Below are 26,248 nucleotides of genomic sequence, written 5' to 3' on the forward strand. Positions count from 1 at the left end.
CGCATGTTTGAGCCCGCAGGGCGAGTTTGCGAAGACCCCGCACGGCATTGCCGGAGGGAGGGAACCCCCGAAGGGGGCGCGGCAGCGGGGTACGTTTTCTTGCCTTCTTCTTTGTCGTACAACAAAGAAGAAGGTCGCCCGCCGGGGCGAGACCCGGCCAATGTGACGCTAAACACGGGAAATCCGTCCCGCAAGGCCTCACCAGTTCGCTGGTCGAATGGAATCAACCACCAAGGTTCGCGCAACGTGTGGAAAGCGCTTCCCACGACAGGTGAAACTCTCCAAGCCCGGCGGGCCTGCCAGGAAGAGTGATTACACACTTAACGCGAACAGAGCCAAAAAATTCAGGCAACACGGCGTTGCCTGAAAAAGGAGGTGTGTGAGTCAGGGGAAACGATCTGTTTCCCCTTTTTTCCGATGGATCAGGCCGGACGCTGTGCCCCGATCAGCACAAAGAACATGCGCGCCGGGCGATTGCTGCGATTACGCCACGCATGGCGGGTGCCGACCTGAACGACGACGTCTCCCTGGCTGAGCTGCTGCTCCCGTCCATTTCCCAGATCGAGCAGCATTTCACCCTCGACGACGACACCGTAGTCGATGGTCTGGGTCGTGTGGTAGCCCGAGCCGTCCAGCTCGAAGCTTTCAGCGAGGCCGGGCACACGTGCGCAAAACTCTTCGGCCGCCTTTTGCGGGTCGATGCCGGCGCCGGCGAGCTGGGCGTCCGGTGGAAACGTCACCATCAAGGCCGTGGTTTCGCCGAGCCCCGGCAGCACGGAACGCAGCGTGGCGGCCTCATCCCGTGGGGTCGGTTCGATCACGGGATCTGGCCGGGTATGCCAGACACGCGAAACCGCGAAGCCCGGGGTATGCGTAAAGGGTTCGGAACCCGCCGGCACGCCAAACAGCTTCAGCTCGGCAAGGCCGGCCGCGTCGTGTCCTGTGACAATACGATTAGCGCTCATTGTGAACAGGCCCGAAGTCAGTAGGCGATATGGAAGTTGGTGAAGCCGTTTCCGTGCGCCTCGATGTCCTGCAGCGCCTCGTTGATATTTTCGAGCCTGTAGGGTCTGGGCTCGAGAATGCTTAAATCGGCGGTTCCCGCGGCAATCATGGCGGCCATTTCATCGCCTTCGGCCGGCGTGAACCAGAGCGAGCCAATGTATTGCAGCTGAGCGCACATGAAGGGATGGGGGTCGATGGGAATGGGGCCTGCCACGCCGCCAATCTGCACGATGCGGCCGCCACGGGCCACGGCCTTCATGGCATCCACCGAATAATCGGCGGAGGCCTTTGCGCCAAGGGTGTCCAGCATCACATCCACTCCATCGGGGATGAGCTTTCGCACCTGTGCCTGGATGCTGCCGTCTTCCCAGCAAACCGGAACGACCCGCGACGGGTCGAGCGCCACCAGGCGCGCCAGGGCGAGCGGATCACGCCCGGCCACGACGACGCGTCCCGCGCCGAAAGCGAGCGCCAGGATTGCCGCCCCGACGCCGAGAGTCCCTGTGGCACCGAGAATCAGGATGTCCTGCCCGGGGCGAAGGCCGGATTTGCGGATCGCGGAGTAGGCCGTCCCCAGATAGCCAAGGCGCGCGCCATGGGCGATGGGCATGCTCTGGGGAAGGCGGACGAGATTCGTCGTGGGGGCGATGGTGTATTCCCCGTAGCCCGCATAGGGATACTTTCTGAAAATGGATTCGGAGTTCTCCCCGAACCCGAAGTAACCCATGAAGGTATAGCTGTCGCAACGCGTGGGCTCTCCGCGTTTGCAGTGACGGCATTCGCCGCAGCCAACGCCGGGGTTCACATAAACCCGATCGCCGGGTTTAAAGGCGCTGACCCCTTCTCCAACGGCCGCAACCGTCCCGGCGGCATCCAGCCCGAAGATGGCGGGTAGCGCCGGCAGCGGCAAAAAGGGGTACCAGCTTGGAAAGTGGGTTACCACGTTGCGGAGATTGGGAATGATCCCGCAGGTTTCGACGCGCACCAGCACATCGCCTTTTCCCGGCACGGGAACGGGCAGGTCGTCGATCTGGAATTTCCCGCCGATTTCGTGCAGACGAGCGGCTTTCATCGCATTCATTGATTGTCTCCTGGTTGTCATTGGCCGGGCCACGGTCGGGCGTCGGCTCATATCGTCAGGCTGAGTTGCGTCGGGGCAGAGCCGCCTCGCCGCGAGTCCGATTGAACATCTGAGAGGCTGGGCAAAGGCGGATCCGAATCTCCCGATAACTGGGCAAACCGAGCCGTGGGAAATGCCCTGGAAATACTATTTCGGGGGTAAGCATTCGACGCTCCAATCCCCGCTCGGCTTGTCCCGCTGGCGCACAAATGCAAGGGTGGGGGCTGCGTGACGGATGGAAATCGCTGCACATGCGCAGCTGTTTCCGGGCCCTCCGAAGGCATCACAGGTTCGATGCGTGTCGGGCGCGCCAAAAAAAACAATGGGTTAGATCGGTGGATCTAACCCATTTTTGTTTCTGGCCCAGCCTTGGCCCGGATGCGGGCAATTCAATTCATGCGGGGCGAGTTGTTTGTAACGCTAGACCCTACAGGGCCGCCGTGATCGCCTTGACCGTCTCCGTCCGCCATGTGCCGGTTCGGGTTACCGAGACCCGTCGTGCCTTGGGCACCGCCAGGGGTTTTGCGATGGTCACTTCCGCCCGCTTGACCGGAAAGCGTCTGGCCAGCGTGTCGAGCATGGCCTGGCTCAGATGTTCGAGCAGGTGGAAGTGACGGGTGGCGAGAAGGGCTTCGAGGCATTGGACGATCTGGTCGTAATCCACGGTGTGGCGGATGTCGTCGCTGCGGGCCGCGAGGGTGCCGTCGATTGCGAGCTGCAGGTCGATCTCCAGTGGCTGGCGGGCGGCGAGTTCGTGGGGGTAGATGCCGATGGAGGCGTCGAGGCTGAGGCCTTCGAGACGGATGAGGCAGTCGTGTTCCATGTCAGGCTCCCTTGAGGATGGGGGCTTCCCATTCCTGGTAGTCGTCGGCGTGGCGCAGTCGGAGCGCGCGCTCGGCGGATCGGAGGGTGTTTTCGATGAGCATGGTGACGGTCATCGGTCCGACGCCGCCGGGGACGGGGGTGATCCAGCTGGCCTTTTCCTTGACGCCGTTGAAGTCCACGTCGCCGACGATTTTGCCGTCCGGGAGGCGGTTGATGCCCACGTCGATGACGATGGCGCCGTGCTTGACCATCTGGGGCACGATCAGCCCGGGTCGGCCGGCGGCGACGATGAGGATGTCGGCGAGGATGGTGTGCTGGGCCAGATCGCGTGTTCTGGCGTGGCAGATGGTGACGGTGGCCTCGCGCTGCAGCAGCATCAGGGCCATGGGCTTGCCGACGATGTTGCTGGCGCCGACGACGACGACGTTCTTGCCGGCCACCTCGGTGCCCGTGGTGTCGAGCAGCAGTTGCACGCCGTAGGGCGTGCAAGGCGGAAAGATGGTGTTGCCGACGACCAGCCCGCCGACGTTGTAGAGGTGAAAGCCATCGACGTCCTTGTGCACCGAAATGGCCTCGAGCACGCTGCGCCCGTCGATGTGAGGCGGCAGCGGGAGCTGGATCAGGATGCCGTGGACGGCCGGATCGGCGTTGAGTCGGGCGATGGTGGCGAGGACTTCGGCCTGCGGGGTGTCGTCGGGCAGGGCGATGTGGAAGGAGCGCACGCCGCACTCCTCGCAGGCCTTGACCTTGTTGCCGACATAGACGCGGGAAGCGGGGTTGTCGCCGACGAGGATGACGGCGAGGCCTGGGGTGACGCCCTGTTCGACGAGTGCGGCGACGCGGGTCTTGAAGCCCTCGCGCAGCTGTCTGGAAAGGGCCTTGCCGTCGATGATCTGGGCGGTCACGGGGAAGTCTCCGGAAAAATGGGGGATGGAGTTACGTCGGTCGGCTTTTCCCGTGGCGGCCGCAGCGCGGGATGTGTCGGGTTACGCTGCGCTAACCCGACCTACGCGATGGGGTGCGGATGGGGTCGTAGTGCGGATGGGTCGTAGGTCGGGTTAGCCCAAAGGGCGTAACCCGACAAACAGCCCCGCCGGTTGCTCAGAAGCCCCGGCCCGGAATCCAGTTGGTACCCGCCAGCGGCACGCCGGCCATGGCGGCGGCTTCGATGGTGAGGGCCACCAGGTCTTCCGGCTCCAGGTGATGCACGTTCTGCTTGCCGCAGGCCCGGGCGATGGTGGTGAGTTCCATGTTCAGGGTCTTGAGGTAGTTCTTGAGGTGCTTGGCACCGACCGCCGGCGACAGGCGCTGCTCCAGGATGGCGTCCTGGGTGGTGATGCCCACCGGGCACTTGCCGGTGTGGCAGTGGTGGCAGAAGCCCGGCGACGTGCCGAGCGCGTTGTAGTCGGCGATGGCGTCGTGGTGACCACCGTTCTGGAAGTAGGTCTCGCCGTTGCAGCCCAGGGCCACCAGCACGCCCTGGCCGATGGCCACCGCGTCGGCGCCCATCGCCAGCGCCTTGGCCACGTCGGCGCCGGTGCGGATGCCGCCGGAGACGATGAGCTGGACCTTGCCCTTCATGTCCAGGTCTTCCAGGGCATCGACGGCCTGGCGCACGGCGGCCAGGGTCGGGATGCCCACGTGCTCGATGAAGCAGGTCTGGGTGGCGGCGGTGCCCCCCTGCATGCCATCCACCACCACCACGTCGGCGCCGGAATGCACGGCCAGCTTCACGTCGTTGAAGGTGCGGGTGGCGCCGACCTTCACGTAGATGGGCTTCTCCCAGTCGGTGATTTCGCGCAGTTCCTGGATCTTGATGGCCAGGTCATCCGGGCCGGTCCAGTCCGGGTGACGGCACGCGGAGCGCTGGTCCACGCCTTCCGGCAGGGTGCGCATCTTGGCGACGCGGGGGTTCACCTTCTGGCCCAGCAGCATGCCGCCGCCGCCCGGTTTGGCGCCCTGGCCGATCACCACCTCGATGGCATCGGCCTTGCGAACGTCGTCCGGGTTGAAGCCGTAGCGGGACGGCAGGCACTGGTACACCAGGATCTTGGAGGAGCGGCGCTCTTCCGGCGTCATGCCACCGTCGCCGGTGGTGGTGGAGGTGCCCATCTCGGTGGCGGCCAGGCCCAGGGCTTCCTTCACGTTGGCGGAGAGGGCGCCGAAGCTCATGCCGGCGACGGTGATCGGGATGTCCAGCTCGATCGGCTTCTTGGCGAAGCGGGTGCCGAGGAGCGTCTTGGTGATGCACTTCTCCCGGTAGCCCTCGAGGGGGTAGCGGGACATGGACGCGCCGAGGAAGACCAGGTCGTCGAAGTTGGGCAGCTTGCGCTTGGCGCCCATGCCGCGGATTTCGTACAGGCCGTGGGCGGCCGCGTTGCGGATGTAGTCGAGGGTCTTGCGGTCGTAGCCGTAGGATTCCTCGCGGGAGAGATTCTTGAACTGCACGGGTTTGGTTTCCATGGTGGAACTCCTCAAAATTCGTCGGCTAAGTCCGTCTGCCGGTGGGGCAGGCCGCGGCTTGCGGCCCGCCTGGCCTGATCAATATTCCTGGTTCGCGTCGGCGTTCCAGTGGTACAGGGAGCGCTTGGAGGCGATGCGCCGGAAGGCCTTGGGGTCGTGGTCGAGGCCGGCCTGGTCGAGCAGGCTGGCGACGGCGGCGATGTCTTCGTCCGTCATCGGTTCGTACTGGGCGTCGGCGCCGAGGGATTTGACGCTGCCCTTCACGTACAGCACCGCTTCGTAGAGCGAGTCGCCCAGCGCGTCGCCGGCGTTGCCGCAGATCACCATGCGGCCGGCCTGGGCCATGAAGGCGGAGAAGCTGCCCACCGAGCCGCCGACGACGATGTTGCCGCCCTTGAGCGAGATGCCGCAGCGCAGGCCGGCGTCGCCCTCGATGACCAGCAGGCCGCCGTGGGCCGAGGCGCCGGCGCCGTTGCTGGCGAAGCCCTTGACGTGCACCTTGCCGCTCATCATGTTTTCGGCCACGCCGGTGCCGGCGCTGCCGGTGATGGTGACGGTGGCCGTCTTGTTCATGCCGCCGGCGTAGTAGCCGGCATGGCCGACCACTTCCACTTCGATGGGGCAATCCAGGCCGACGGCAATGTTGTGGGCACCGTCCGGGTTGAGGACGCTTACGTGGCCGACTTTGCCTTCCTTGGCACCCGTGTGCAGGAAGGTATTGAGCTCCCGCAGGGGCTGTGCGGCCAGGTCGAAGGTCAGGCGTTCCATACGTACATCTCCTCGGGGGCAGGTTCAAAAACGTTGGCGTGCTTGATGCCGGGCAGGTGGGCCAGGGACCGGAACTCGGAGGCGATGGCCACGTAGTCGTCGGTCTCGGCCACCACCGCCGGCTTGCAGGCGAAGGGGTCGCGGATCAGGGCCAGCTTGTCCGGCGTGCCCATCAGGAAGGTGAAGAAGCCGTCGAGTTCCTCGAAGCCCTTCTGCAGCGCGGTTTCCAGGTCGTCGCCTTCACGCAGGCGCCATTCCAGGAAGCGGCAGGCGGCCTCGGTGTCGTTGTCGGTCTCGAAGGTGATGCCCCGCGGTTCCAGCATGCGGCGGATGCCGTTGGGGTTGGAGAGCGAGCCGTTATGCACCAGGCAAAAATCCTCGCCGGCGGTGAAGGGGTGGGCGCGGTCGGGCGTCACGGCGGATTCGGTGGCCATCCGGGTGTGGCCGACCAGGTGCGAGCCGGTCAGCTTGTCGAAGCCGTAGCGGGCGGCAACGGAAGCCGGGGTGCCGATGTCCTTGTAGAGGTCGATGCTGCGCCCGGTGGACAGGATGTGCAGCTTGGGGTGGTGTTCCTTGATCCAGCGCTTGACCACCGTGGGGGCGATGTCGAAGCTCAGGATGGCGTGGTTGCCCTTGGGCTCCACGGCGGCGGTGACGCCCAGGTGGCCTTTCAGTTCGTGGGTGAGGCCGAGCCAGTTGAAGTCGGCGCCGTCATCCGTGAGGCCGGAGTAGAGGCTGATCTTGCGTTCGTTTTCGGCCAGCGGCGTGCCGAACACCGCCAGGCCGGCGGAGTCGGGGCCGCGCTCGGTCATGCCGATGAGCATGGGCACCATCAGCGCGCCGAGTTGTTCCCGCAGGGCCGGTGTCTTCACCAGCAGTCCAACGATTCCACACATGCTTGTTTCTCCTTCATGTAGGGGCGACTTCAGTCGCCCACGGAGGTTGATCAAGGTTCGGATGGGCGACTGAAGTCGCCCCTACAGAGTCACCCTTACAGGGGGTCAGAAAAATTCCAGGTAGTTCTTGATTTCCCAGTCCGACACGTGGCGCATGTACTCGACCCATTCCATGTGCTTGAGGCGCAGGAACTCGCCGGCGACGGGGCCCAGGGCCTTGCACAGCACGGTGTCCTTCTCCAGCGCGAGGAGGGCTTCGTGGAGGTTCTGGGGCAGGATCTCGATGCCGGCGGCCTTCAGTTCTTCGGGGCTCAGGGCATAGAGGTTCTGGTTTTGCGGATCGCCCGGGTCGAGGTTGCGCTCGATGCCGTCGAGGCCGGCGGCGATTACCGCGGCGGTGGCCAGGTAGGGGTTGCAGGCGCCGTCGGGCAGGCGCAGTTCGAGCCGGCCGTGGGGGATGCGCACCATCGACGAGCGGTTGTTGTCGCCGTAGCTGATGTAGGCCGGGGCCCAGGTGGCGCCGGTCATGGAGCGGCCGACGACGAGGCGCTTGTAGCTGTTGACCGTCGGGGCGCAGATGGCGGCCAGCGCCGGGGCGTGGGCCAGGATGCCGGCGAGGAACTGGTAGGCCAGCTTCGACAGTTCGAGCCCGTGCCGGTCGCTCTTGTCGGAGAACAGGTTGGTCTTGCCGTCGCCGATGGACATGTGGATGTGCATGCCGTTGCCCGGCCGGTTGGCGAAGGGCTTGGGCATGAAGGAGCAGATCATGCCCAGATCGTTGGCGATCTCCGAGGCGGCCATCTTGAACAGCAGATAGTGGTCGGCGGAGGTCAGGCAGTCGGCGAAGGTGTAGTTGATCTCGAACTGGCCGTTGGCGTCCTCGTGGTCGATCTGATAGACGTCCACATCCACCGCCCGCAGGCTGTCGGTGAGCGTTTCGAGAAACTCGCGGTTGCGCGACAGGCCCTTGTAGTCGTAGCAGGGCTTGGGCAGCGTGTCGGTCGGATCGGTGGGGATGATCTGGCCGTTGGCGTCCTTCTTGAGCAGGGAGAACTCCGGCTCCAGCCCGGTGAAGAAGGTGTAGCCCTTCGCGTTGAGGCGCTTGATCTGGTTTTTCAGCACCACGCGGGTGTCCAGCGGCCAGGGTTCGCCCTTGACGTGGCCGTCGCAGGCGATACGGGCGTAGCCGGGTTGCCAGGGCACCAGGGTCAGGGTGTCCAGATCGCCGATGGCCATGTAGTCGGGGCCGTTGGGCTCGATGCCGAGGCCCGACACCGCGAAGCCCGCAAAGCCGGCGCCGGTGGTGAGGATGCTCTCGAAATGGGCTGCGGGAACGGCCTTGGTCTTGGCCGTGCCGTGGATGTCGACGAACTGGGCCAGGACGTACTTGACGTCGTTGTCCGCAAGAAACTGCTTGGCTTCTGTGGGCGTCATTGCCGCTCTCCTGAAGGTGGGTTGGGGGGATTCAGTTGAAGCTGTGGGGGGCGACCGCGCCGCCGCCCAGCTCGACGGCGATGCCGAGCAGGGTTTCCCACAGGTAATGTCCGTAGGTGCCGTCGCACCAGATACGTACCGCCGGCTGGCCGTTGCGAAGCTCCGGGATGACCGTGACGCCGACCCCGACCATCGAGGTGAGAACGACCGGCCGGGCGGCCAGCTCGAGGGGCCGGAAGTTGACGTTGCAGGTCTGGCGCAGCAGCTCGTCGAGGCGGGCTCCGCCGAGGATCAGGGCGGCGTCCTGACGCAGCACCGGATACACGCCGGCCGCCCGTGGGGCGCTGACCAGCGGGGCGATCAGCGCGTCCGGGCCTTCGATCAGGAACTCGGTGAAGCCGAGCCGGGCGATCCGCCCGCCGCCATCCAGCGGCAGCCAGCTATTCGGCTGGGGCGGGATCGGCAGGCCCAGGCCCTGCAGCCAGGCGACGGTGCCGGGGCCCTTGCAGCCGTGGCGGGCGGTGAGGGACACATCGGCCAGGCCGAGGCGGGCCACGGCGGCAGGCTGGTCGGCGGGGGCGAGCAGGGTGGCGATTTCGGCCACCGGGCTCACGGCGAGAGCGGAAATCATGCGGCCTCCTTCTGCTTGAGGTTGTCCGGGTCGTAGAACGGGGTTGCGCTGACTTCGGCCTGCACCATCGCGCCGTCGGTGAGGCGGATGCTGACCGTGGTGCCGATGGCGGCCAGGTCGGGGCGCAGGAAGGCCAGGCCGATGTAGCGCTCGAGGCTGGGGCTGAAGGCGATGCTGGTAACCCGGCCGGCGATGTCGCCGCCGTCGATGACCAGGTTGCATTCGAGGGGCACCGCGCCGCTGTAGCCCACCGGGAAGGTGATGCCGGCCAGTTGCTGCTTGTGCGGCTTCTTGGCGATGGCGGCGAGGCTGCGCTGACCGATGAAGAAGGGCTTGGTCATCTTCACGGCCCAGCCCATGCCCACTTCCAGCGGCGTGGTGAGGCCGTCGGTGTCCTGGCCGATGATGATGTGGCCTTTTTCGAGGCGCAGCAGGCGCTGGGCTTCGACGCCGAAGGGGCGGATGGCGTGGGCCTTGCCGGCCGTCATCAGCGCATCCCACAGGGCGCCGCCCATGCTGGCGGGTACGTGGATCTCGTAGCCCCATTCGCCGACGAAGCCGACGCGCATCAGGCGGGCCGGGATTTTTCCACCACTCACTGCGACCTCGCCCTCGCGCAGCGCCAGGTAGGGGAAGGCAGCGGCCGACAGATCGAGCCCGGTGAGCGTCGCCAGCACTTCGCGGGATTTCGGCCCGGCCAGGTTCATCGCGGCGAAGGCGCCGGTGTGATTGACGATGCCGCAGTCGAGCCGCCACAGGGTGTTGAGGCGCGACAGCTCGCGATACACGGTGGCCGCCCCGGAGGTGGTGGTGGTGAAGTAGAAGTGGTCTTCAGCCAGCCGGGCCACCACGCCGTCGTCGATGACCACGCCGGACTCGTCGCACATCACCGCGTAGCGGGTCATGCCGACTTTGAGGTTGGCGTAGTTGGACGTATAGACCCGCTCGAGGAATTCCGCCGCCTGGGGGCCGATCACCTCCAGTTTGCCGAGGGTGCCCACGTCGATCAGGCCAACGCCCTTGCGCACGGCGGCGACTTCTTCGCGGATGCAGGCCAGGCGTTCCTTGCCGGCGACCTGGTAGAACTCGGGGCGCTGCCAGGCACCGGCCGGCATCCAGCGGGCGCCGAGGGCGTCGTGGCGGCTGGCGAGCGGGGTGCGGCGCTCGGGGTTGAAGCCGCGGCCGGCCAGGATGGCCATCGGTACCGGGTGGTAGAAGGGCCGCGCGGTGGTGGTGCCGACCTGCTGGGGTTCCTTGCCGGTCAGGCGGGCCAGGATGCGCAGCCCGTTCATGTTGGAGTGCTTGCCCTGGCTGGGGCCCATGCCGTTGGTGGAGAAGCGCTTGAGCAGCTCGATGTTGTCGAAGCCCTCCTGGACGGCGTTGCGAAAATCCTTGAACTGCAGGTCTTCGTCGAAATCGACGAAGTTCTTGCCGTCCGGGTGATCGACGATGGGCCACGGGTGGCTGGGGCACTCGGCTTCCGGCGGCAGGGCGGCGCCGCTGGCGCGGCCGAAGCCGACCGAGGCGGCGGCGTGGCTGCCGGCGCGGGTGCCGTCGGCAAGGCGACGTTCCAGTTCATGCACGCCGTTGACCCGGCCGCAGGCGAACACGCCGTCGGGCAGCGCCTCGGGGACGAACTGTTCCACCGCCCGGTCGAAGCGCATGCGGGTGCCGGCCTGATACAGCAGGTTGGCGGCCGGCGCCCAGCCGACGCTCAGCAGGATGCCGTCGCAGGCGATGTCGCGGATCTGGGCGGACGGGCTGCCGTCGGCCTGCAGTGTGGCGATGCGGGCTCCGGCGCACAGGCCGTCGGCACCGGGCAGGGCCTCGACGATGCAGCTGCCGGGCAGGATCTCGATGCCGGCCTGGCGCAACAACTTGGCTTGCGGCTCGGCGCTGCCGGCGGCGGGGCGCAGGTCCACCACGGCGGCCACGCTGACACCCTGGGCCAGCAGGTCGAGGGCGGCGCGGTAGCCGTCGGCATTGGCCACCAGCACCACGGCCTTGCTCACCGGCTTGACGCCGTAGCGGTACATCAGGCGCTGGGCGGCGGAGGCCAGCATGATGCCGGGCAGGTCGTTGTTGCGGAACACGGCGGGCTGCTCGAAGGCGCCGCTGGCGACCACCACGCTGCCGGCGCGCATCTTGAGCATCCGGTCGGCGCTGACCAGCGGAATCCAGTGATCCTTGTAGTAACCGGCGGCGTAGGTGGCGGTGACGACGCGGATGCATGCATCGGCGGCGACCTTGGCGAGCAGCTCGGCGAGGAGCCGGCGGCGGCTGGTGTCGTTGCCGATCTGGTAGGTGGCGCTGCCGCCGGCGTGGGCGTTTTCATCGACCACCACCACGTCGGCACCCTGGGCGGCGGCGGCCAGCGCGGCGGACAGCCCGGAGGGGCCGGCGCCGATCACCAGCACGTCGCAAAAGTCGTAGGCCTTGGGCGTGGTGTGCTGGGCGCTGGCGAGATCCACGCTGCCGAGGCCGGTCATGGTGCGGAACATGCGTTCCCACATCGGGAACAGCTTCCTGGTGTGGAAGGCCTTGTAGTAGAAGCCGACCGGCAGGAAGCGGGCCATCTTGCCGAGGAAACGGCCCTTGTCGTCGGCCAGGCCTCCGAAGGTGTTCACCGCGGTGAGGGTCATGCCGGCCACCAGGGGCGTCACGTCGGCGCGCACGTTGGGCTGGTCGCCCCACTGGTGGAGGGCGTTGGTGTCGTGGTTGGCCAGGGACAGCACGCCCCGCGGCCGGTGGTACTTGAAGCTGCGGCCGAGTACGCGCACGTCGGCGCCCCACAGGGCCGAGCTGACGGTGTCGCCGGCGTAGCCCTTGAAAGTCCGGCCTTCAAAGCTGAATTCGACGGGTTTGGAGCGGTCGATCCACTCACCGCTGCTGGCGGGCAATCGCATCATTCTTCTCCCGGGTAAAAGTAGGTCTTGAGCACGAGGTCTTTCTCGGTGTCACGCTCGGCGATGAACCAGGTGTTGCTGGGGGTGTGGCACCACCATTCGCGCTTCACGCCGGGGGCGCCGTTGCGGTTGAAGACGTAGTCGGCCCATTCGTCGTCGCTGGCTGCGGCGGGGTCGGGCATGGGGCGCACTTCGCCCCAGTAGAAGAATTCGGAGACGGGGCGGGGGCCGTTGAGGGGGCAGGTCAAAATCTTCATGGCGGGTTTCCTCTCAGTGGCCGACTCAGTGACCCACACTCGCCGCGCCCTTTTCGCCGGTGAGGGCGAAATTGCGGAAGCGGTCGAGGGAGAAGCCGGTGATCAGCGGGTGGGGCGTGTCATTGACCAGCGTGTGGGACATGGTCTTGCCGCACACCGGGGTGGCCTTGAAGCCCCAGGTGCCCCAGCCGGAATCCAGGTAGAAGCCTTCGACCGGGGTCATGCCCATGATTGGCGCGAAGTCGGGGGTCATGTCTGCCATGCCGGCCCACTGGCGCATCACCTTCACCTTGGAGAGGAAGGGGAACATCTCCAGCATGTGGGTGCTGAGGCCTTCGACGAAGTCGAGCGTCGAGCGGGTGCCGTGCAGTTCATACGGGTCCAGCGAGGCGCCCATCACCAGCTCGCCGCGGGCCGACTGGCTGATATAGACATGCAGGCTGCCGGACACCAGGATCGGGTCGAGCCAGGGCTTGACCGGTTCGCTGACCATGGCCTGCAGCGGGTGGATGTAGAGCGGCGTCTTGACGTCCACCATCTTGAGGATGCGCGGGGTCGAGCCGGCTACGGCGCACAGCACCTTGTTGGTGGCGATGTAGCCGCGGGATGTCTTGACGCCCTTTACCTTGCCGCCTTGCACGTCGATGCCGAGCACTTCGGTCTGCTGGTGGATTTCCACGCCACGCTGGTCGGCGCCGCGGCCGTAGCCCCAGGCCACCGCATCGTGGCGGGCCACCGAGCCGGGCGCGTGGTAGAGGGCGCCGAGGATCGGGGAGTGACCGGCGCAGGACAGGTCGATCATCGGCGCGGCTTCCTTCACCACTTCCGGCCCGACCACTTCCGAATTGATGCCGTAGTGCTTGTTCACCTCGGCGCGCCAGCGCATGGTGCGCAGGGCCGAATCCGTGTGGGCCAGGGTGAAGTGGCCACGGTTGGCGTAGAACAGGTTGAGATCGAACTCGGTGGACAAGTCCTGCCACAGCTTCACCGACTCGTCATAGAACTTGACGCCCTCGGGGGTCAGGTAGTTGGAGCGGATGATGGTGGTGTTGCGGCCGGTGTTGCCACCGCCGATGTAACCCTTTTCGAGCACGCACACATTGGTGATGCCGTGGTCGCGGGCCAGGTAGTAGGCGGCGGCCAGGCCGTGCCCGCCAGCACCGATGATCACCACGTCGTAGCTCGATTTGAGCTTTTCGTGATGGGTGAACATCCGGGGTTCCGGATGCTTCTTGTTGAGCGCGAAGCGCAGCAGTCGCCAGGGCATGTTTGATCCTCAAGTATCCGTATGCGGCGTGTGGGGGCCGCCTGTAGGGGCGGCTTCAGCCGCCCGGTTTTTCGTTGATCAGACTCCGCGGGCGGCTGAAGCCGCCCCTACAGGGCCGGTATTCGGTTCGCAGGAACTCATCGGAACACCACGGTCTTGTTGCCATGCACGAGCACCCGGTCTTCGAGGTGGTAGCGCAGTCCGCGGGCGAGTACGGCCTTCTCGATGTCCTTGCCGTAGCGCACCAGGTCGTCGGGGGCGTCGGAGTGATCGACGCGGATGACGTCCTGCTCGATGATCGGGCCCTGATCCAGCTCGCTGGTGACGTAGTGACAGGTGGCGCCGATCAGCTTCACGCCGCGGGTGTAGGCCTGGTGGTAAGGCCTGGCGCCGACGAAGCTGGGCAGAAAGCTGTGATGGATGTTGATGATCTGGCCCGGGTAGTTCTCGCACAGCTCGGGCGACAGGATCTGCATGTAGCGGGCCAGCACCATCACGTCGCCCTCGGCCTCGCGGAACAGGTCGGCGACCTTGGCGTAGGCGGCGGGCTTGTTGTCGGGAGTTACGGGCACGTGATGGAAGGGGATGCCGTGCCACTCGACAAAACCGCAGAAGGTTTCGTGGTTGGAGATGACGCAGGGGATCTCGATGTTCAGCTCGTCGGCCTGCCAGCGGGCGAGGAGGTCGTAGAGGCAGTGCTCCTGCTTGGAGACGAGGATGACCACGCGTTTTTTGCGGGCGGAGTCGGAGATGCGCCAGTCCATGCCGAACTCGGCGGCGATGGGGGCGAACTTGTCGCGCAGGGCGTCGATGCCGAAGGGCAGGGAGTCGGCGATGATCTCCTGGCGCATGAAGAAGCGATTGGCTTCGGCATCGGCGTGGTGGCTGGCCTCGGTGATCCAGCCCTTGTTGTTGGCCAGAAAGGCGCTGACGGCGGCAACGATGCCGACCCGGTCGGGGCAGGAGAGCGATAGCGTGTAGCGTCGGGTGGGGGGGCTCATGGCTGTTGTCCTTGTGCTCGGCCTCTGGAGGGCCATTGGTTCATCCGGGGGTGAGGCGGCGGATCGGGGCGATGTAGGGGCGACTTCAGTCGCCCACGGACTCAAACAAACGATCTACCTTGATTTGGCCGGCTGAGGGCGACTGAAGTCGCCCCTACAAATGCACATCGCTCTTCGCCGCTCAGCCCTTGGCCGTGCGCTTGATCTTGTCCGGGTCGTCGAAGGGCAGGGTGTGGGTGGTGGCCGCGCAGCTCAGGGTGGCGCCGCGTAGTTGCAGCTTGCGCCCGGCCACGGCGTAGGCCGGGTCGAGGCGGGCGATGGCCATCGAGCGCTCGGTCAGGCGCGAGTACATGCCGCAGGTCACCAGGCCGACCTGGGTTTCTCCGTCGTAGAGGGCGTCGCCGCCCAGCGCCGCTTCCTTCGTGGCCAGTTCCACGCCGTAAATCTTGAAGCGTTCCCGGCCCTGCAGGCGGTAGTGCTCGGCGGCGCCGCGAAAGTCCGTCTTGCCCGGCGACACGGTGAAGTCGAGGCCCAGTTCCCACAGGCTGTCGCCGATCGGCTGGCCTTCCATCGGGTACATGTCGGAGTTGTCGTAGGGGTAGAACAGCAGGTAGCTCTCGACCCGCAGCCAGTCGAGGGCCGTGAAGGAACAGGGCATGATGCCCAGCGCCTTGCCCTCGGCGACGATGGTGTCCCAGATCAGCGGCGCGTCGGCCGCCTTGCAGAAGATCTCGTAGCCGCGCTCGCCGGTGTAGCCGGTGCGCGACAGCATCACCGGCCGGCCGAAGAGGGTGGTCTGCAGGTGATGGAAGTAGGGCAGATCGCGGATGCCCGGCACGTGCTTCGCCAGGAAGTCCACCGCCGCCGGCCCCTGCAGGGAGAGGTCGTGCAGGTCGTCGTCGAACAGCACCACCACGTTGCGGCCCACCGCGCCGCGGGTCAGGATCTCGTGGCCGGCGCCGGAGCCATGCACCACCATGAAGGCGTTGGGCCCGTTGCGGTAGATCACGCAGTCGTCGATGAACTTGCCGGCTTCGTTGAGCATGCAGGCGTACACCGACTTGCCCGGGTAAAGCTTGCTGACGTTGCGGGTGGTGGCAAAGTTGATCAGCGCTTCGGCGTGGGGGCCGATGATGTGCATCTTCTTGAGGCCCGACACATCCATCAGACCGGCCTTGGTGCGGATCGCTGCGTGCTCGTCGGCCAGGCTGGTGGAATAGGTCCACGCGGTGCCCATGCCGTTCCAGTCTTCGAGACCGGAACCCAGGGCGCGATGGCGGTCGGCGAGGACCGAAAGTCTCCATGAACTCATCTGAAACTCCTTCTCTGAAAGGGGTTGGGGATTGAGTTCATTAGGCCAGCCGCGCGGGCCGCGGGAAATACTACTCTGGTACTACTTCGGGGAGAGGGGCGGTGGGGGCAGCGAGCCTGTCAATATGTTTGTGTTTGAAGCATCGCTTGTGCTAGTCCCGTAGTGGGACTAGTGTTGACGCATGAAAATCATCGCCATCAAAACACTGCGGGATTTTTGGGAGACCCACCCTGCGGCAGAACAGCCGCTCAGGGCTTGGGTGGATGAGGTGCGTAAGGCGCAGTGGATGCAACCGGCCGACATCAAGGCTCACTACCGCAATGCCAGCTTTTTGCATAACCGGCGGGTCGTGTTCAATATCAAGGGCAATGATTTCCGTTTGATCGTGGCGGTGGCCTACCGGGTAGGCGTCGTTTACGTGAAATTTATCGGCACCCACGTGCAGTACGACGCCGTGGATGCTGCAACTATTGAACTGGAGTGAATCATGGACATCTGCCCGATCCGCACTGAGGCCGACCACCGTGCGGCCCTGGCCGACATTTCCAGGCTGATGGAGGCCGACCCCGAGCCGGGCACCCCCGACGGTGATCGCCTCGATGTACTGGCGACGCTGGTGGAGGCCTACGAGGCCAGGCGCTATCCGGTGGCGCCCCCCGATCCGATTGAAGCCATCAAGTTCCGAATGGACCAGGAAGGCCTCACCGCCAAGGATTTGACGCCCTACATCGGGCGGCTCAACCGGGTGTATGAGGTGCTGTCACGCCGGCGGCCCCTCACGCTGCCGATGATCCGACGCCTGCACTCCGGGCTGGGCATTGCGGCTGAGAGTCTGATCGCCTGACGCTGGATGTAAAAAACCGCCCAACGGGGGCTCACCCGCCCCGTTCCTCTTCCCGCAGTTCCCGCAGCCACACGGCGGCTTCGAAGCGGTTGCGCAGGTTGAGCTTTTGCAGCACGTGCTTCACGTGCACCTTCACCGTGCTTTCGGCGATGCCCAGCGAGCGGGCGATGATTTTGTTGGAGGCGCCCTTGGACACCAGTTCCAGGGTTTCCTGCTCCCGTGCGGTGAGGGAGGCCTAACCTTCGTCGATGCTTTCCCGGGTGGGGGGGCTGGGGCTTGGCCAGCAGGCCGCCTACCTCGGATGACAGCACGGTGCCGCCGGCGGCCACCTGGCGCAGCTTGAGGCAGAACTCGTCCGGCTCCATGTCCTTGAGCAGATAGCCGCTGGCCCCGGCCTTGAGGGCCTCCATCACGTCGAAGCTGGAATCGGACACGGTGAGCATCACCAGCCGGGTGGTCGAGCCGGCGCTTTGCAGCGCGCGGATGACCGAGATGCCGTCGAGCCCCTTCATGTGCAGGTCCACCAGGGCCACGTCGGGGCGGTGGGGCAGCACCGCCTCGATGCCCTCGGCGCCAGAGGCGGCCTCGGCCACCACTTGAATGTCGCCGTACATCGAAAGCAGCTGGCCGATGCCCTTGCGGAAGAGGGCGTGGTCATCCACCACCACGAGGCGGATCGACGCCCCCTCGGCGCCCGGCGGGGCGCCCGTCATTGCGTGTTACATGGCGCGTGTTTCCTTGTTGGAGTCATCGGGTTCAGTGGCCCGCCGAGCGGGGCCGGAAGCGCATCTCGACGCAGGTGCCGGTGCCGCCCGCGCCTTCGTCCACATCCAGGCTGCCGCCCAGCTGGCGGGCCCGTTCACGCATGATCGACATGCCGTGGTGGCCCTCGCCGCCGCTGTCGGGCTGGATGCCGCGGCCGTCGTCCTCCACCAGCACCAGCACCTCCCCGTCCTCGTCCCGTTCCAGGCGGATCAGGGCGTGCTCGGCGCGGGCGTGGCGAACCACGTTGGTCAGCGCTTCGCGGGCGATCTGCAGCAGGTGGAATTCCTCGTTGACCGACAGGGGCAAGTCCCCCAGCCGGTAGTCCAGGCCGATCTCGGTGCCCGCCCGGGCCGACAGTTCGTCCACCACCTCGCGCAGGGCTTGCTGCAGCCCGCCGGGCGGCATGCTGGTGCGAAAGGCCGAGAGCAGTTCGCGCAGGTGGCGGTAGGCGCTGTCGAGGCCGGTCTTGATCTCGCCGGAGATGTCGAGCACGGCGCCGGCCGGGGCGCAGGCGGCGCAGCTGCGGCCGATCTCCAGCTGCAGGCGGGCGATCTGCAGCTTCATGTAGGACAAAGCCTGAGCCAGGGAGTCGTGGAGTTCGCCGGCGATGGCGCTACGTTCGTCCATCAGGGCCAGCCGGCGGCGGCGCTGGTTGCGCTGCAGGTTGCCCAGGGACAGGGCGAACAGGCCGGCCACCGCGTCCACCAGCCGGCGGTGGCGGCTCTCGAAGAGAAAGTCGCCGCGGGCCTCGACGATCAGCACGCCGTAGATGTTGTCTGAATCCCGCACCGGCACGGCCAGCTCGACGATCTCCCCGTCCGGCCCGGCCACCGAGCGGCGCAGGCCGCCGCTGCGGGCCAGCTCGTCCACGTCGAACTCGTCGAGCAGGCGGGCCAGGCGCGGGGCGCCCAGCACGGCCGGCACGCCCAGTCCCTCGGCCACCGGGTCGAGCAGGGCGAGGGTGCAGCAGTGGGCTTGCAGGCAGTCCGCCATGTCCTCGAGCAGGGTCGTGAGCCAGGGGGCGCTGGCGCTGTTCTCGGCCAGGCTGGCACAGGCCCGGTAGATGAATTCCAGCGAGCGGGCGGCAAAGCGCTCCTGTTCCCGGGCCTGGCGGGACAGGCGCTCGCCGTCGGCCAGCCGCCCGGCCAGCTGGGCCGCCACCGAATCCAGGCTGCGCGCCAGGCGGTCGATCTCGTCGCTGCCCCCGGCCGGGGCCGCCACCGCACCAGCGGTGTGCGCGGCGACGCCGGCCAGCGCGAGATCGGTGCGCACTGCCAGCACCTTCCAGGCCGTGCGCAGGATCAGGCCGCAGCCCGCTACAAACAGTAAAACGAGCACCACCTGGATCAGCCCGACCCCGGCGAGGCGGGCCGCGGCGTCACCGTCGGGCCGGGCCAGGGCCAGGCTTTCCAGGCGCGCCGCCACGCCGGCGCTGACGAACAGGGCCGCGCTGAGGCTGGCGAGGCAGGCCAGCATCAGGCTCAGGCGGGACAGGAGGGGATAACGGTCGAGCACCGGAGAGGGCCGTTCAGGATGCACCGGGCAACAGTGCGACGTTACCTATGAGCAACTTTTGCGCCTCTGATGAAACTCATGCCGATGGTCTGGGGCGCGCGCCGTGGAGTGATTCCTGCTTGAAGCCAGGTGCAGCCGGCCCGGCGCCGGCCATCTTCCGCGGAATTCCATGACCCTCTATTTTGTCGCCACCCTGCTGCTCACCACCCTGTCGGCCATCGTGCTGGTCGATGCCGGCCCGCCATCGCCGGCCGTCTGGGGGCTGCCCCTGCTGCCCGGCCTGGCCTGGACTGTGCTGCGCTTCAGCGGCCGTGGGCGCATCACGGCGCCGCCCCGCAGCGAGGTGGCCCACCACCAGCCCCTGACCCACTTTGCCCTGCACAGCGGCCTGCCCGCGCTGCTGGTGGCGCAAGGGCGCATCACCAACGCCAACCTGGCGCTGCTCAAGGCCCTCGGGCTGGAGGCGCGGGGCGACGAAGTGATCGGCATGCCCCTCGACAACATCGTCCACCCCAAGCACCACCGGCGTCTGGTGGCCCTGCTGGCGGCCGAAACGGCGTCCGGCGACGCCGGCGTGATCACCCTGCTGCGCGCCGACGGCGTGCCCTGGCTGGCCCGCCTCAGCCTCTTTCGCGGCGACCGCTCGCCGGTGGCGCTGCTTCAGTTCGGGGCGCCGGACGAACTCCCGGAAGCCGGCCCCGACCGCCAGTGGGGCAACCGGATGGGCCACTTCGCCGGCGAAATCCTGTTCGCCCTCGACAGCCAGCTGCTCCTCACCTGGCTCAACCCCCAGTGGGAAAAAGCCACCGGCCGGGCCGTGGCCGACAGCCTGTTCGTGCCCTTTCTGCCGCTTTTTCATCTGGAAGACCGGGTGGCGCTCACCAAGGGCCTGCGCCAGTTGCAGGCCGGCGAACGCGACAGCCTGTGCCTTGAAGTGCGTACCCTGGCGGCGCGCAGCCCCGGCCCGCGCTGGGTTGAACTGCGCGCCTGGCCGCTGGACACGGCGGCCGGTGGCGAAAGCGGCATCGTCGGCATGCTGCTCGACATCGACCAGCGCCGGCGCAGCGAAGAAGCCCTGCGTGCCCAGCGGCGCAGCCTGCACACCATGCTCGACAACCTGCCGGGCATGATCTACCGGGGCCAGAACGACAAGCACTGGACCATGGAATTCGTCAGCGAAGGCTGCTTCGAGCTGACCGGCTACACCCCGCTGGAACTGGTGGATAACCAGTCGGCCAGCTTTGCCGACCTGATCCACCCGGAAGACCGGGATTTTGTGTGGAATTACGTGCAGATGCGCCTCACCCGGCGCGAGCGCTATGAATTGAGCTACCGGATCATCGACCGCGACGGCCAGATCCGCTGGGTGTGGGAGCAGGGGCGCGGCATCCACTCCAGCCGCGGCGAGTTTCTCGGCCTGGAAGGCTTCATCACCGATGTCAGCAGCAGCCGCGGCGCGCAGGAAGAAGCCCGCCGCCGCCTGTTCTTCGACAACGCCGCCGGGCTGCTGAGCTTCAGCTTGTTCCTCGACCGCCTGCAGCACCTCGTCGTCCATTCGGCGATTGCCGGCTATCCCTTCGCGCTGTTTCACCTGGCCATCGAGCCCCTGAGCGGGATCGCCGCCGAGCACGGCCCGGCGATGGCCGAGCGGGTGATGGTGGAAACCGGCAAGCGCCTGCGGGTGGTGCACAGCGACTGCAACGGCGTGGCGCGTCACGGCGAGGGTTTTGCCGTACTGATCGCCGACTTCCGCCCGGAAACGCTGGCCTGGGCTGGCGGCTTCGACCTTGATCCGGCCTCGCCGCCCGGCCTGGCCCGGCTCGCGGCCGCCCTGGCCGAGCTGGCTGCCCGGCCGCTACGCATCGACGGCCATTCGCTGGTGCTCTCCGGGCACGTCGGCATCGCCCCTGCGCCCGCCGGCAGCGCCGACGCCCAGACCGTGCTGGCCGCGGCGGCAGAAGCGGCGGGAGCGGCCGCCGGCTGAACCTGCCCCTCAGCCCGGCACCGCCTGCGCCAGCCGGCCGAACTGGCGGGGGCGCGGCCGATCGCCGCGAAGGGTGATCGACCTCGCTGCTAGTAGGTGCGGGGCCTGCGGTCGCCCGCCCCGCAACGTGCGCCAGGTCGTGAAGGACGCGATGCCCGGCGCCAGCCACAGCCCGGCCAGCGCCGTGACGGCCACCCCCGAGGCGAGGTCGGTGAGCGCCAGGTGGCGCAGGAAGACGAGTGCGAAGCGCCTCAGTGGAACCGCCTCCAGCCGCAAGCCCCCTTGCGGAACGCGACGAAGCAGCCCGCCGCACACAGGGCGACGGAGCTTGCCGCGAGCTGGAGCCAGAACGCGTCCGTCCATTCCGCCCGGCCCCGCACGAAGAGCATCAGAATGACCGAGCAGGCGAGTGCGCTGAGGGTGAAGACGACGCGGAGGGTTTGGCTGGGGGGGTTCATGGGCAGATCCCGATGGGCAGGTGGTGTATTTATACCCGGTGATGCGGGAGCTTTGCCTTGATGGAGGTGAAGCCGTGGCAGCGCCATGCCGGATGGCGAGCCCTGCGGCCCCGTTGTAAGCTGCGGGCCTGCGAATGTTCAGAAAAATCACCATGGCCTTGAATGTCGAGCATCTTCTGGGTACCTCGAAAAACCCCTGATTTTCACCTCGAGCGCTTCGTAACTCCTTGATTTATCGATGCGTGATTTTTGGAAAATGAGGTTTTTCGAGGTGCCCTTCTGAGGAAGGGAGCCACGCTGGACGACGCCCTGTTTATTGCAGCAATAAGAACTCTCACGGGAGCACATCATGATTCAAATCATTCAGATTGACGGATTCAAGTCGGTCGTTTCACAGACGCTGGATCTGGGGCGAGTGAATTGTTTTATCGGCGCCAATGGCGTAGGGAAGAGCAATCTTCTCGAAGCTATTGGTGTGTTAAGTGCTGCAGCTAGTGGCAAGGTAGATGATGAGTCCCTGCTTCGTCGTGGAGTGCGGCCGGGAATGCCTCGGCTTTACAAGACATCGTTTGAGTCGGCCAGTGTTCCCGTGCATATCGGCTTGCGTGCTCAAAGCGACGATGGTGCCATTTATCGAGTTTCATTATTGAATCCACTGGAGAATCCAGAGCCTGCTTGGACGTTCAAAACGGAGCGGCTAACCTCCGGAGGAGACGAAATTGTTTCTGACGGAGTGCGCAATAAACGGAATCTAACCCCGACTGCGGGATTGGCGGCACTGAAATTGGTGGAGGTTGATAGCATCAGTCCAGCGGCAAAGTTAATGAGCCGCCTGCAGAACTTTGCAATTTACTCACCCAATACTCCGACTCTGCGTGCGATGGTGAGCGACCCCCAGTCGCGTAACCCGCTAGGGTTGTCCGGCGGGCGGTTGGCGGAGGGCTTTGCCGAGTTCCGCAAGACGATCCTTGATCAGGACGAGGAGTTGTTGGATAGCGTGTTTGAGTTAGTGGACTGGGTCGCTGATATTCAAACCACCTCATCGGCTGGGTCTCTGTTGTCGCCATCGGTTGCGCGCACCAAAGATGTATTGAAGTTCACTGATCGTTTCATGCGCAAGAGCCGAAATACTCTTACGGCTTATGATGCTAGCGAAGGTGCTTTATATGTGCTTTTCTGCGCGATTTTATGCCTGTCGCCACACGCACCGAAAATGTTCGCTATCGATAATCTGGATCAGGCCTTGAACCCGAGATTGGTGGGGCGACTGACCGCCAAGCTCACTTCGTGGTTGGCACTCGATTCCGAAAAAAGGCAACTGCTCTTTACTGCACACAATCCGGCGGTTCTGGACGGGTTGGATTTGAGCAATCCTGAAGTAAGGCTGTTTGCAGTCGAGAGAAATAGTGAAGGACACACAGTTGTTCGTCGCATTAGTCTCAGCCCTGAATTATTGGAGATGCAAGCCACTTATCCCTTGTCCCGTTTGTGGCTGATGGGAAATTTGGGAGCCATGCCGAATGTCTGATCCCCGGATAGCCTTAATTGCGGAGGGTCCCACGGATTTCATCGTTATCGAAGCAGCCCTCAAGGCGATTTTGCAGCGCTCGTTTGTGCTCACTCAATTGCAGCCAGAGCCCACTCGCCCGGACATGGGCGGCGGTTGGGGAGGGGTATTCAAGTGGTGTCGGGAGTTCCGCCTGCGTGCGGCCACCAGCATTGAAGCAGACCCCACGCTGTCACAATTTGATTTGGTGATATTGCATCTGGATGCGGATGTTGCAGGGAAACGTTACGCCCACTGTGGTCCAGCCGTGGAGCAGGCAGCTGCCGATCTGCAAGCTTTGCCGGGTGAGCAACCTTGTCCCCCTCCTGGTAACACAGTGGCCGCTTTGGAAACCGTGCTGCTGAGTTGGCTCGGTCTTGCGGCAGTTGGGCCAAAGAGCTTGTTTTGCATTCCCTCGAAAGCTAGTGATGCTTGGATGGCCGCCGCAGTCCTGCCTGCCGGACATGCTTTGCTGGCAGGGTTGGAATGCAATCTCCAGCTTGAGACGGCTCTATCTCAACTGCCCAAGGGGCAAAAACTCAGGAAATCCGTTCAAGACTACCGCTTACATGCCGGGTCTATTTCAAATAAATGGCAACAGGTGAAAAGCCATTGCACACAGGCTGGTGTGCTAGAACAGCGAGTACAACTCGTTGCACGGGCGTTTCCTGTACGAGCACCTCAGTCCTCTGCAATTTAGTCTAGAACTTTCGCCATAGCATTCAAGCACCTGAATGCAGTGCAGGCCTCCTTTTGGGACATGGAGGTTGGACGTGATTCGCTAAGCCCTTACGCGTGCCTTCGTCGGGTCGTAGTGCGGAAACGCGACCACTGTCGCATCCAGTCGTTTGCGGTGGCCGTCGAGTTGGCCAACCTGCAGGGCCGTTTCCAGTGATGAATAGGCGACATCGACCCGCGCCAGGGCGATCTGGGTGCCGAGGACCGGTGAGCGGACGGTGCTGGTGATTTCGCCGACTTTGGCGCGGCCGAGGTAGATGCCGTCGCCGTGGCTTGCCGGTTCGTTGCTGGCGATGGCGAGGCCGACGAGTTTGCGGCGGGGGTGGGCTTTGCGTTCTTCGAGGGCGGCTTTGCCGATGAAGTCTTCGGGCTTGGAGAGGGCGACGGTGAAGCCGATGCCGGCTTCGAAGGGGTCGGTCTGGTCGCAGAATTCGTGGCCGGCAAAGGCCAGGCCGGCTTCGATGCGCAGCATGTCGAGGGCGTCGAAGCCGAGCGGCGCGATGCCAAACTGCCCGCCGGCTTGCATCACGGCGTTCCATACGGCCGGGCCGTCCTTGGGGGCGCACCACAGTTCATAGCCGAGTTCGCCGGTGTAGCCGGTGCGCGACACGACCAGTGGAATGCCGGTGGGGCCGCCCAGGCGCGCGGCGGTGAAGCGGAACCAGCCGAGTTCGCTGATGCTTGGCTGAACCGGGGCGGTCCACACAATCTTGTTCAGCAGTTCGCGGCTCTTGGGGCCTTGCACGGCGAGGTTGTGCAGGGCGTCGGTGGTGTCGCGGATGTGTACGTCGAAGTTGCCGGCGGCGGCTTGTTCCTTGAGCCACAGGCCGGTGGTGTCTTCGCCGCAGACGAAGCGGAACACGTCGCGGCTCATGCGGAAGACGGTGCCGTCGTCCATCATGCCGCCGTGGGCGTGGCATACGGCGGTGTAGACGATTTGCCCGACGGCGAGTTTGCGCAGGTCGCGGGTTTGCACCTTTTGCAGCAGGGCTTCGGCGTCGGGGCCGGATACATCGAATTTGCGCAGGGCCGACAGGTCCATGAGCGCCACTTTCTCGCGGCAGGCCCAGTATTCGGCAAGCGTGCCGTGGCCGACGAAGCTCTTTGGCAGCCAGAAGCCTTTGTAGTCGATGAAGTCGCGGGTGAGGGTTTCGGTGACCGGGGCGAAGGCGGTCGGGCGGGTCAGGCGGGCAGGGGAGTCGGGCGTCATGCGGTGGGCCATCGCGCGGGGGAAGGAATGGGCGGCGTCATAGATGCGCGCCTCGATGTCGGTGGGTTGCCAGGCGTTGGCGGGGTCGATGTCGTCGGCGCAGGACGATACCGCCACCACCAGATCCTTCATGGCGCGCAGCAGCACGTAGTCGCCGGGCTTCGACCAGGGTTCGGCAAAGCCGAGGCTGCCGCAGGGCTGGATGAAGGTGTTGTAGAAGAAGTTGATGGCCGGCCAGCCGGCCCGCGGGCGGATGCCGAGGGGCGCCAGCGCGGCGTTGAAGTTGTCGCTGCAGTTGGCGTGGCCGGGAAAGCCGGCGTCTTCGTAGTACTTGGCGGTGCAGGCGAGGGCAAAGGCGTCGTGGCGGCCGACGGTGTCCTGCACGGTTTCGAGCAGCGGTTGCATGCGCGCGTCGAAGTACTTGGCGTGCAGGCCCGGTTGGGGGTAGGCGGCGCCGGCGAGGGTGCGCGTTACGGTGGGGTCGAGGCCCCATTCCTCGCCAGTGGCCAGCGCCGCGGCGTCGAAGGCCAGCAGGTCGGAACACTGGCGGCCATCCACGTCGATGACCTGCAAAAACTGGCCGGCCTTGAGGGTGAAGGCGCGCGCGCTGGCCGCGGTGATGCGGATTACCACCAGCGCTTCGGGAAAAGCCTGGGCCGCAGGCGGCGGTGCTTCGGCGGCGAGCAGGAAGGGGTCGTCCTCCGGCTCGGTGAGGCACGGGGGGGCGATGTCGTTCATGTGCAGACCTCCTGCTCCGCCAGCCGGCGGTAGCCGCCGGCGCTGAAGACCAGCGGGCTGCCGTCGCGAAAGCGCAGCTGCTTCACTTCGGCCACGAAGATGGTATGGTCGCCGCCGGGGTATTGGGCGTAGGGCCGGCATTCGAAGGTGGCGAGGGTGCCGTCGAGCAGCGGGGCGCCGTGCTCGCCGGCGCCGTAGGCGAGGTCGGCCCATTTGTCGGCGCCGCCCCGCGCGAAGCGGTTGGAGAGGTCTTCCTGCGCCTCCCCCAGCACGTGGATGGCCAGCGGGCCGCCGGCGGCGAAGGCTTCGCAGCAGGCCATGTTGCGGGCCAGGCTGAACAGCACCAGCGGCGGGTCGAGGGATACCGAGTTGAAGGAGCTGACGGTGGCGCCCACGGGCTGGCCGTCCGCGTCCCAGGTGGTGACGATGGTGACGCCGGTGGGAAAGAGGCCGAGGACCCGGCGGAACAGGCGCCCGTCAAAGGGCGCACGGTGGGCAGCCACGGGCACGGAGGGGCTGTCGAGGGTTTGCATGGCTTCTCCTTTGAGCCGCTCGCGAGGCTGGC

Annotated in this window: 24 protein-coding genes and 1 pseudogene; 5 read left to right on the forward strand and 20 right to left on the reverse strand. The window is 65.8% G+C overall.

Translation table 11 applies throughout. The features are described 5' to 3' along the window. Positions 1–422: 422 nt before the first annotated feature. The 14 genes from Q1W26_RS15805 to Q1W26_RS15870 all read right to left on the reverse strand — a co-directional run bounded on the left by Q1W26_RS15805 (position 423) and on the right by Q1W26_RS15870 (position 15,885). A complete protein-coding gene (locus Q1W26_RS15805; RefSeq protein ID WP_300442218.1) occupies positions 423–965 on the reverse strand; it encodes a cupin domain-containing protein in 543 nt (180 codons plus the stop codon). 17 nt (positions 966–982) lie between these two features. Next, complete coding sequence (locus Q1W26_RS15810) at positions 983–2,137, reverse strand: alcohol dehydrogenase catalytic domain-containing protein (protein ID WP_300442220.1); 1,155 nt, start codon at positions 2,135–2,137, stop codon at positions 983–985. A 415-nt stretch (positions 2,138–2,552) separates the two neighbouring features. Continuing rightward, on the reverse strand, positions 2,553–2,948 hold the full coding sequence (folB, locus tag Q1W26_RS15815) for a dihydroneopterin aldolase (protein WP_300442221.1): 396 nt from the start codon (positions 2,946–2,948) through the stop codon (positions 2,553–2,555). Position 2,949: 1 nt separating this feature from the next. Continuing rightward, on the reverse strand, positions 2,950–3,855 hold the full coding sequence (gene folD, locus Q1W26_RS15820) for a bifunctional methylenetetrahydrofolate dehydrogenase/methenyltetrahydrofolate cyclohydrolase FolD (RefSeq protein ID WP_300442223.1): 906 nt from the start codon (positions 3,853–3,855) through the stop codon (positions 2,950–2,952). A 196-nt stretch (positions 3,856–4,051) separates the two neighbouring features. Beyond that, the gene (locus tag Q1W26_RS15825) at positions 4,052–5,413 is read right to left on the reverse strand and encodes an FMN-binding glutamate synthase family protein (protein ID WP_300442225.1); all 1,362 of its coding nucleotides are present in this window, start codon (positions 5,411–5,413) and stop codon (positions 4,052–4,054) included. 78 nt (positions 5,414–5,491) lie between these two features. Next, complete coding sequence (locus Q1W26_RS15830) at positions 5,492–6,181, reverse strand: protein glxC (protein WP_300442227.1); 690 nt, start codon at positions 6,179–6,181, stop codon at positions 5,492–5,494. Further along, positions 6,169–7,077 carry a class II glutamine amidotransferase gene (locus Q1W26_RS15835; protein ID WP_300442228.1) on the reverse strand — a complete coding sequence of 303 codons (909 nt, stop codon included), beginning with the start codon at positions 7,075–7,077 and terminating at the stop codon, positions 6,169–6,171. The genes Q1W26_RS15830 and Q1W26_RS15835 overlap by 13 nt, the downstream gene beginning before the upstream one ends. Positions 7,078–7,182: 105 nt before the next feature. After that, positions 7,183–8,511, reverse strand: coding sequence for a type III glutamate--ammonia ligase (glnT, locus tag Q1W26_RS15840; RefSeq protein WP_300442230.1), 1,329 nt, complete (start codon positions 8,509–8,511; stop codon positions 7,183–7,185). Between the two features lie 31 nt (positions 8,512–8,542). Beyond that, positions 8,543–9,142, reverse strand: coding sequence for a hypothetical protein (locus Q1W26_RS15845; protein ID WP_300442232.1), 600 nt, complete (start codon positions 9,140–9,142; stop codon positions 8,543–8,545). Further along, entirely contained in the window at positions 9,139–12,051 is a 2,913-nt protein-coding gene (locus Q1W26_RS15850) for a 2Fe-2S iron-sulfur cluster-binding protein (RefSeq protein ID WP_300442234.1), read from the reverse strand. The genes Q1W26_RS15845 and Q1W26_RS15850 overlap by 4 nt, the downstream gene beginning before the upstream one ends. Next, on the reverse strand, positions 12,048–12,305 hold the full coding sequence (locus tag Q1W26_RS15855) for a sarcosine oxidase subunit delta (RefSeq protein WP_300442236.1): 258 nt from the start codon (positions 12,303–12,305) through the stop codon (positions 12,048–12,050). Before Q1W26_RS15855 ends, Q1W26_RS15850 begins: the two co-directional genes overlap by 4 nt. A 25-nt stretch (positions 12,306–12,330) precedes the next feature. Continuing rightward, positions 12,331–13,572 (reverse strand): FAD-dependent oxidoreductase, encoded by a 1,242-nt coding sequence (locus tag Q1W26_RS15860; protein ID WP_300442238.1) that lies wholly within the window; start codon positions 13,570–13,572, stop codon positions 12,331–12,333. Between the two features lie 137 nt (positions 13,573–13,709). Further along, entirely contained in the window at positions 13,710–14,573 is an 864-nt protein-coding gene (gene purU / locus Q1W26_RS15865) for a formyltetrahydrofolate deformylase (protein ID WP_300442240.1), read from the reverse strand. 181 nt (positions 14,574–14,754) lie between these two features. Continuing rightward, entirely contained in the window at positions 14,755–15,885 is a 1,131-nt protein-coding gene (locus Q1W26_RS15870) for an aminomethyltransferase family protein (RefSeq protein ID WP_300442242.1), read from the reverse strand. 181 nt (positions 15,886–16,066) lie between these two features. Between Q1W26_RS15870 and Q1W26_RS15875 the strand changes: the two genes are divergently transcribed. Together Q1W26_RS15875 and Q1W26_RS15880 are read left to right on the forward strand one after the other, a co-directional pair. Continuing rightward, positions 16,067–16,369, forward strand: a complete 303-nt coding sequence (locus tag Q1W26_RS15875) for a type II toxin-antitoxin system HigB family toxin (protein ID WP_300442244.1) — start codon at positions 16,067–16,069, stop codon at positions 16,367–16,369. 3 nt (positions 16,370–16,372) lie between these two features. After that, the gene (locus tag Q1W26_RS15880; protein ID WP_300442245.1) at positions 16,373–16,729 is read left to right on the forward strand and encodes a transcriptional regulator; all 357 of its coding nucleotides are present in this window, start codon (positions 16,373–16,375) and stop codon (positions 16,727–16,729) included. Between the two features lie 31 nt (positions 16,730–16,760). On the opposite strand, the gene Q1W26_RS15885 is transcribed toward Q1W26_RS15880, so the two are convergent. The 3 genes and pseudogenes from Q1W26_RS15885 to Q1W26_RS15895 all read right to left on the reverse strand — a co-directional run bounded on the left by Q1W26_RS15885 (position 16,761) and on the right by Q1W26_RS15895 (position 19,009). Next, positions 16,761–16,925, reverse strand: a complete 165-nt coding sequence (locus tag Q1W26_RS15885) for a LuxR C-terminal-related transcriptional regulator (RefSeq protein ID WP_300442246.1) — start codon at positions 16,923–16,925, stop codon at positions 16,761–16,763. 202 nt (positions 16,926–17,127) lie between these two features. Continuing rightward, positions 17,128–17,442 (reverse strand): annotated as a pseudogene (locus Q1W26_RS15890) (response regulator); the annotation flags it as partial. Positions 17,443–17,485: 43 nt separating this feature from the next. Beyond that, positions 17,486–19,009: an ATP-binding protein gene (locus Q1W26_RS15895; RefSeq protein ID WP_300442248.1), complete on the reverse strand. Its 1,524-nt coding sequence runs from the start codon at positions 19,007–19,009 to the stop codon at positions 17,486–17,488. Between the two features lie 169 nt (positions 19,010–19,178). On the opposite strand from Q1W26_RS15895, the gene Q1W26_RS15900 reads away from it, so the two are divergent. Continuing rightward, positions 19,179–20,993: a PAS domain-containing protein gene (locus Q1W26_RS15900; RefSeq protein WP_300442250.1), complete on the forward strand. Its 1,815-nt coding sequence runs from the start codon at positions 19,179–19,181 to the stop codon at positions 20,991–20,993. A 251-nt stretch (positions 20,994–21,244) separates the two neighbouring features. Here Q1W26_RS15900 and Q1W26_RS15905 read toward each other — a convergent pair whose 3' ends face one another. Further along, a complete protein-coding gene (locus Q1W26_RS15905; protein WP_300442251.1) occupies positions 21,245–21,451 on the reverse strand; it encodes a hypothetical protein in 207 nt (68 codons plus the stop codon). Between the two features lie 349 nt (positions 21,452–21,800). Between Q1W26_RS15905 and Q1W26_RS15910 the strand changes: the two genes are divergently transcribed. Beyond that, positions 21,801–22,979 (forward strand): ATP-binding protein, encoded by a 1,179-nt coding sequence (locus Q1W26_RS15910; protein WP_300442253.1) that lies wholly within the window; start codon positions 21,801–21,803, stop codon positions 22,977–22,979. Further along, entirely contained in the window at positions 22,972–23,697 is a 726-nt protein-coding gene (locus tag Q1W26_RS15915; RefSeq protein WP_300442254.1) for a hypothetical protein, read from the forward strand. The genes Q1W26_RS15910 and Q1W26_RS15915 overlap by 8 nt, the downstream gene beginning before the upstream one ends. A gap of 81 nt (positions 23,698–23,778) precedes the next feature. Here the strand turns inward: Q1W26_RS15915 and Q1W26_RS15920 are convergent, their stop codons facing one another. Together Q1W26_RS15920 and Q1W26_RS15925 are read right to left on the reverse strand one after the other, a co-directional pair. Then, positions 23,779–25,683 carry an aminomethyltransferase family protein gene (locus Q1W26_RS15920; protein WP_300442256.1) on the reverse strand — a complete coding sequence of 635 codons (1,905 nt, stop codon included), beginning with the start codon at positions 25,681–25,683 and terminating at the stop codon, positions 23,779–23,781. Beyond that, complete coding sequence (locus tag Q1W26_RS15925; protein WP_300442257.1) at positions 25,680–26,216, reverse strand: flavin reductase family protein; 537 nt, start codon at positions 26,214–26,216, stop codon at positions 25,680–25,682. Before Q1W26_RS15925 ends, Q1W26_RS15920 begins: the two co-directional genes overlap by 4 nt. Positions 26,217–26,248: the final 32 nt, after the last annotated feature.

This window comes from Zoogloea sp., assembly GCF_030157465.1.
In the GTDB taxonomy this organism is placed as follows: domain Bacteria; phylum Pseudomonadota; class Gammaproteobacteria; order Burkholderiales; family Rhodocyclaceae; genus Zoogloea.

Bases quoted from the DNA above. Each gene is read 5' to 3' on its own strand.
- Q1W26_RS15875 (WP_300442244.1), top strand. From the start codon at position 16,067: ATGAAAATCATCGCCATCAAAACACTGCGGGATTTTTGGGAGACCCAC.
- Q1W26_RS15915 (WP_300442254.1), top strand. From the start codon at position 22,972: ATGTCTGATCCCCGGATAGCCTTAATTGCGGAGGGTCCCACGGATTTC.
- Q1W26_RS15900 (WP_300442250.1), top strand. From the start codon at position 19,179: ATGACCCTCTATTTTGTCGCCACCCTGCTGCTCACCACCCTGTCGGCC.
- Q1W26_RS15910 (WP_300442253.1), top strand. From the start codon at position 21,801: ATGATTCAAATCATTCAGATTGACGGATTCAAGTCGGTCGTTTCACAG.
- Q1W26_RS15860 (WP_300442238.1), bottom strand. From the start codon at position 13,572: ATGCCCTGGCGACTGCTGCGCTTCGCGCTCAACAAGAAGCATCCGGAA.
- glnT (WP_300442230.1), bottom strand. From the start codon at position 8,511: ATGACGCCCACAGAAGCCAAGCAGTTTCTTGCGGACAACGACGTCAAG.
- Q1W26_RS15830 (WP_300442227.1), bottom strand. From the start codon at position 6,181: ATGGAACGCCTGACCTTCGACCTGGCCGCACAGCCCCTGCGGGAGCTC.
- Q1W26_RS15825 (WP_300442225.1), bottom strand. From the start codon at position 5,413: ATGGAAACCAAACCCGTGCAGTTCAAGAATCTCTCCCGCGAGGAATCC.
- Q1W26_RS15850 (WP_300442234.1), bottom strand. From the start codon at position 12,051: ATGATGCGATTGCCCGCCAGCAGCGGTGAGTGGATCGACCGCTCCAAA.
- Q1W26_RS15855 (WP_300442236.1), bottom strand. From the start codon at position 12,305: ATGAAGATTTTGACCTGCCCCCTCAACGGCCCCCGCCCCGTCTCCGAA.
- Q1W26_RS15835 (WP_300442228.1), bottom strand. From the start codon at position 7,077: ATGTGTGGAATCGTTGGACTGCTGGTGAAGACACCGGCCCTGCGGGAA.
- folB (WP_300442221.1), bottom strand. From the start codon at position 2,948: ATGGAACACGACTGCCTCATCCGTCTCGAAGGCCTCAGCCTCGACGCC.
- Q1W26_RS15920 (WP_300442256.1), bottom strand. From the start codon at position 25,683: ATGAACGACATCGCCCCCCCGTGCCTCACCGAGCCGGAGGACGACCCC.
- Q1W26_RS15905 (WP_300442251.1), bottom strand. From the start codon at position 21,451: ATGAACCCCCCCAGCCAAACCCTCCGCGTCGTCTTCACCCTCAGCGCA.
- Q1W26_RS15845 (WP_300442232.1), bottom strand. From the start codon at position 9,142: ATGATTTCCGCTCTCGCCGTGAGCCCGGTGGCCGAAATCGCCACCCTG.
- Q1W26_RS15880 (WP_300442245.1), top strand. From the start codon at position 16,373: ATGGACATCTGCCCGATCCGCACTGAGGCCGACCACCGTGCGGCCCTG.
- Q1W26_RS15810 (WP_300442220.1), bottom strand. From the start codon at position 2,137: ATGAGCCGACGCCCGACCGTGGCCCGGCCAATGACAACCAGGAGACAA.
- Q1W26_RS15925 (WP_300442257.1), bottom strand. From the start codon at position 26,216: ATGCAAACCCTCGACAGCCCCTCCGTGCCCGTGGCTGCCCACCGTGCG.
- Q1W26_RS15870 (WP_300442242.1), bottom strand. From the start codon at position 15,885: ATGAGTTCATGGAGACTTTCGGTCCTCGCCGACCGCCATCGCGCCCTG.
- purU (WP_300442240.1), bottom strand. From the start codon at position 14,573: ATGAGCCCCCCCACCCGACGCTACACGCTATCGCTCTCCTGCCCCGAC.
- Q1W26_RS15805 (WP_300442218.1), bottom strand. From the start codon at position 965: ATGAGCGCTAATCGTATTGTCACAGGACACGACGCGGCCGGCCTTGCC.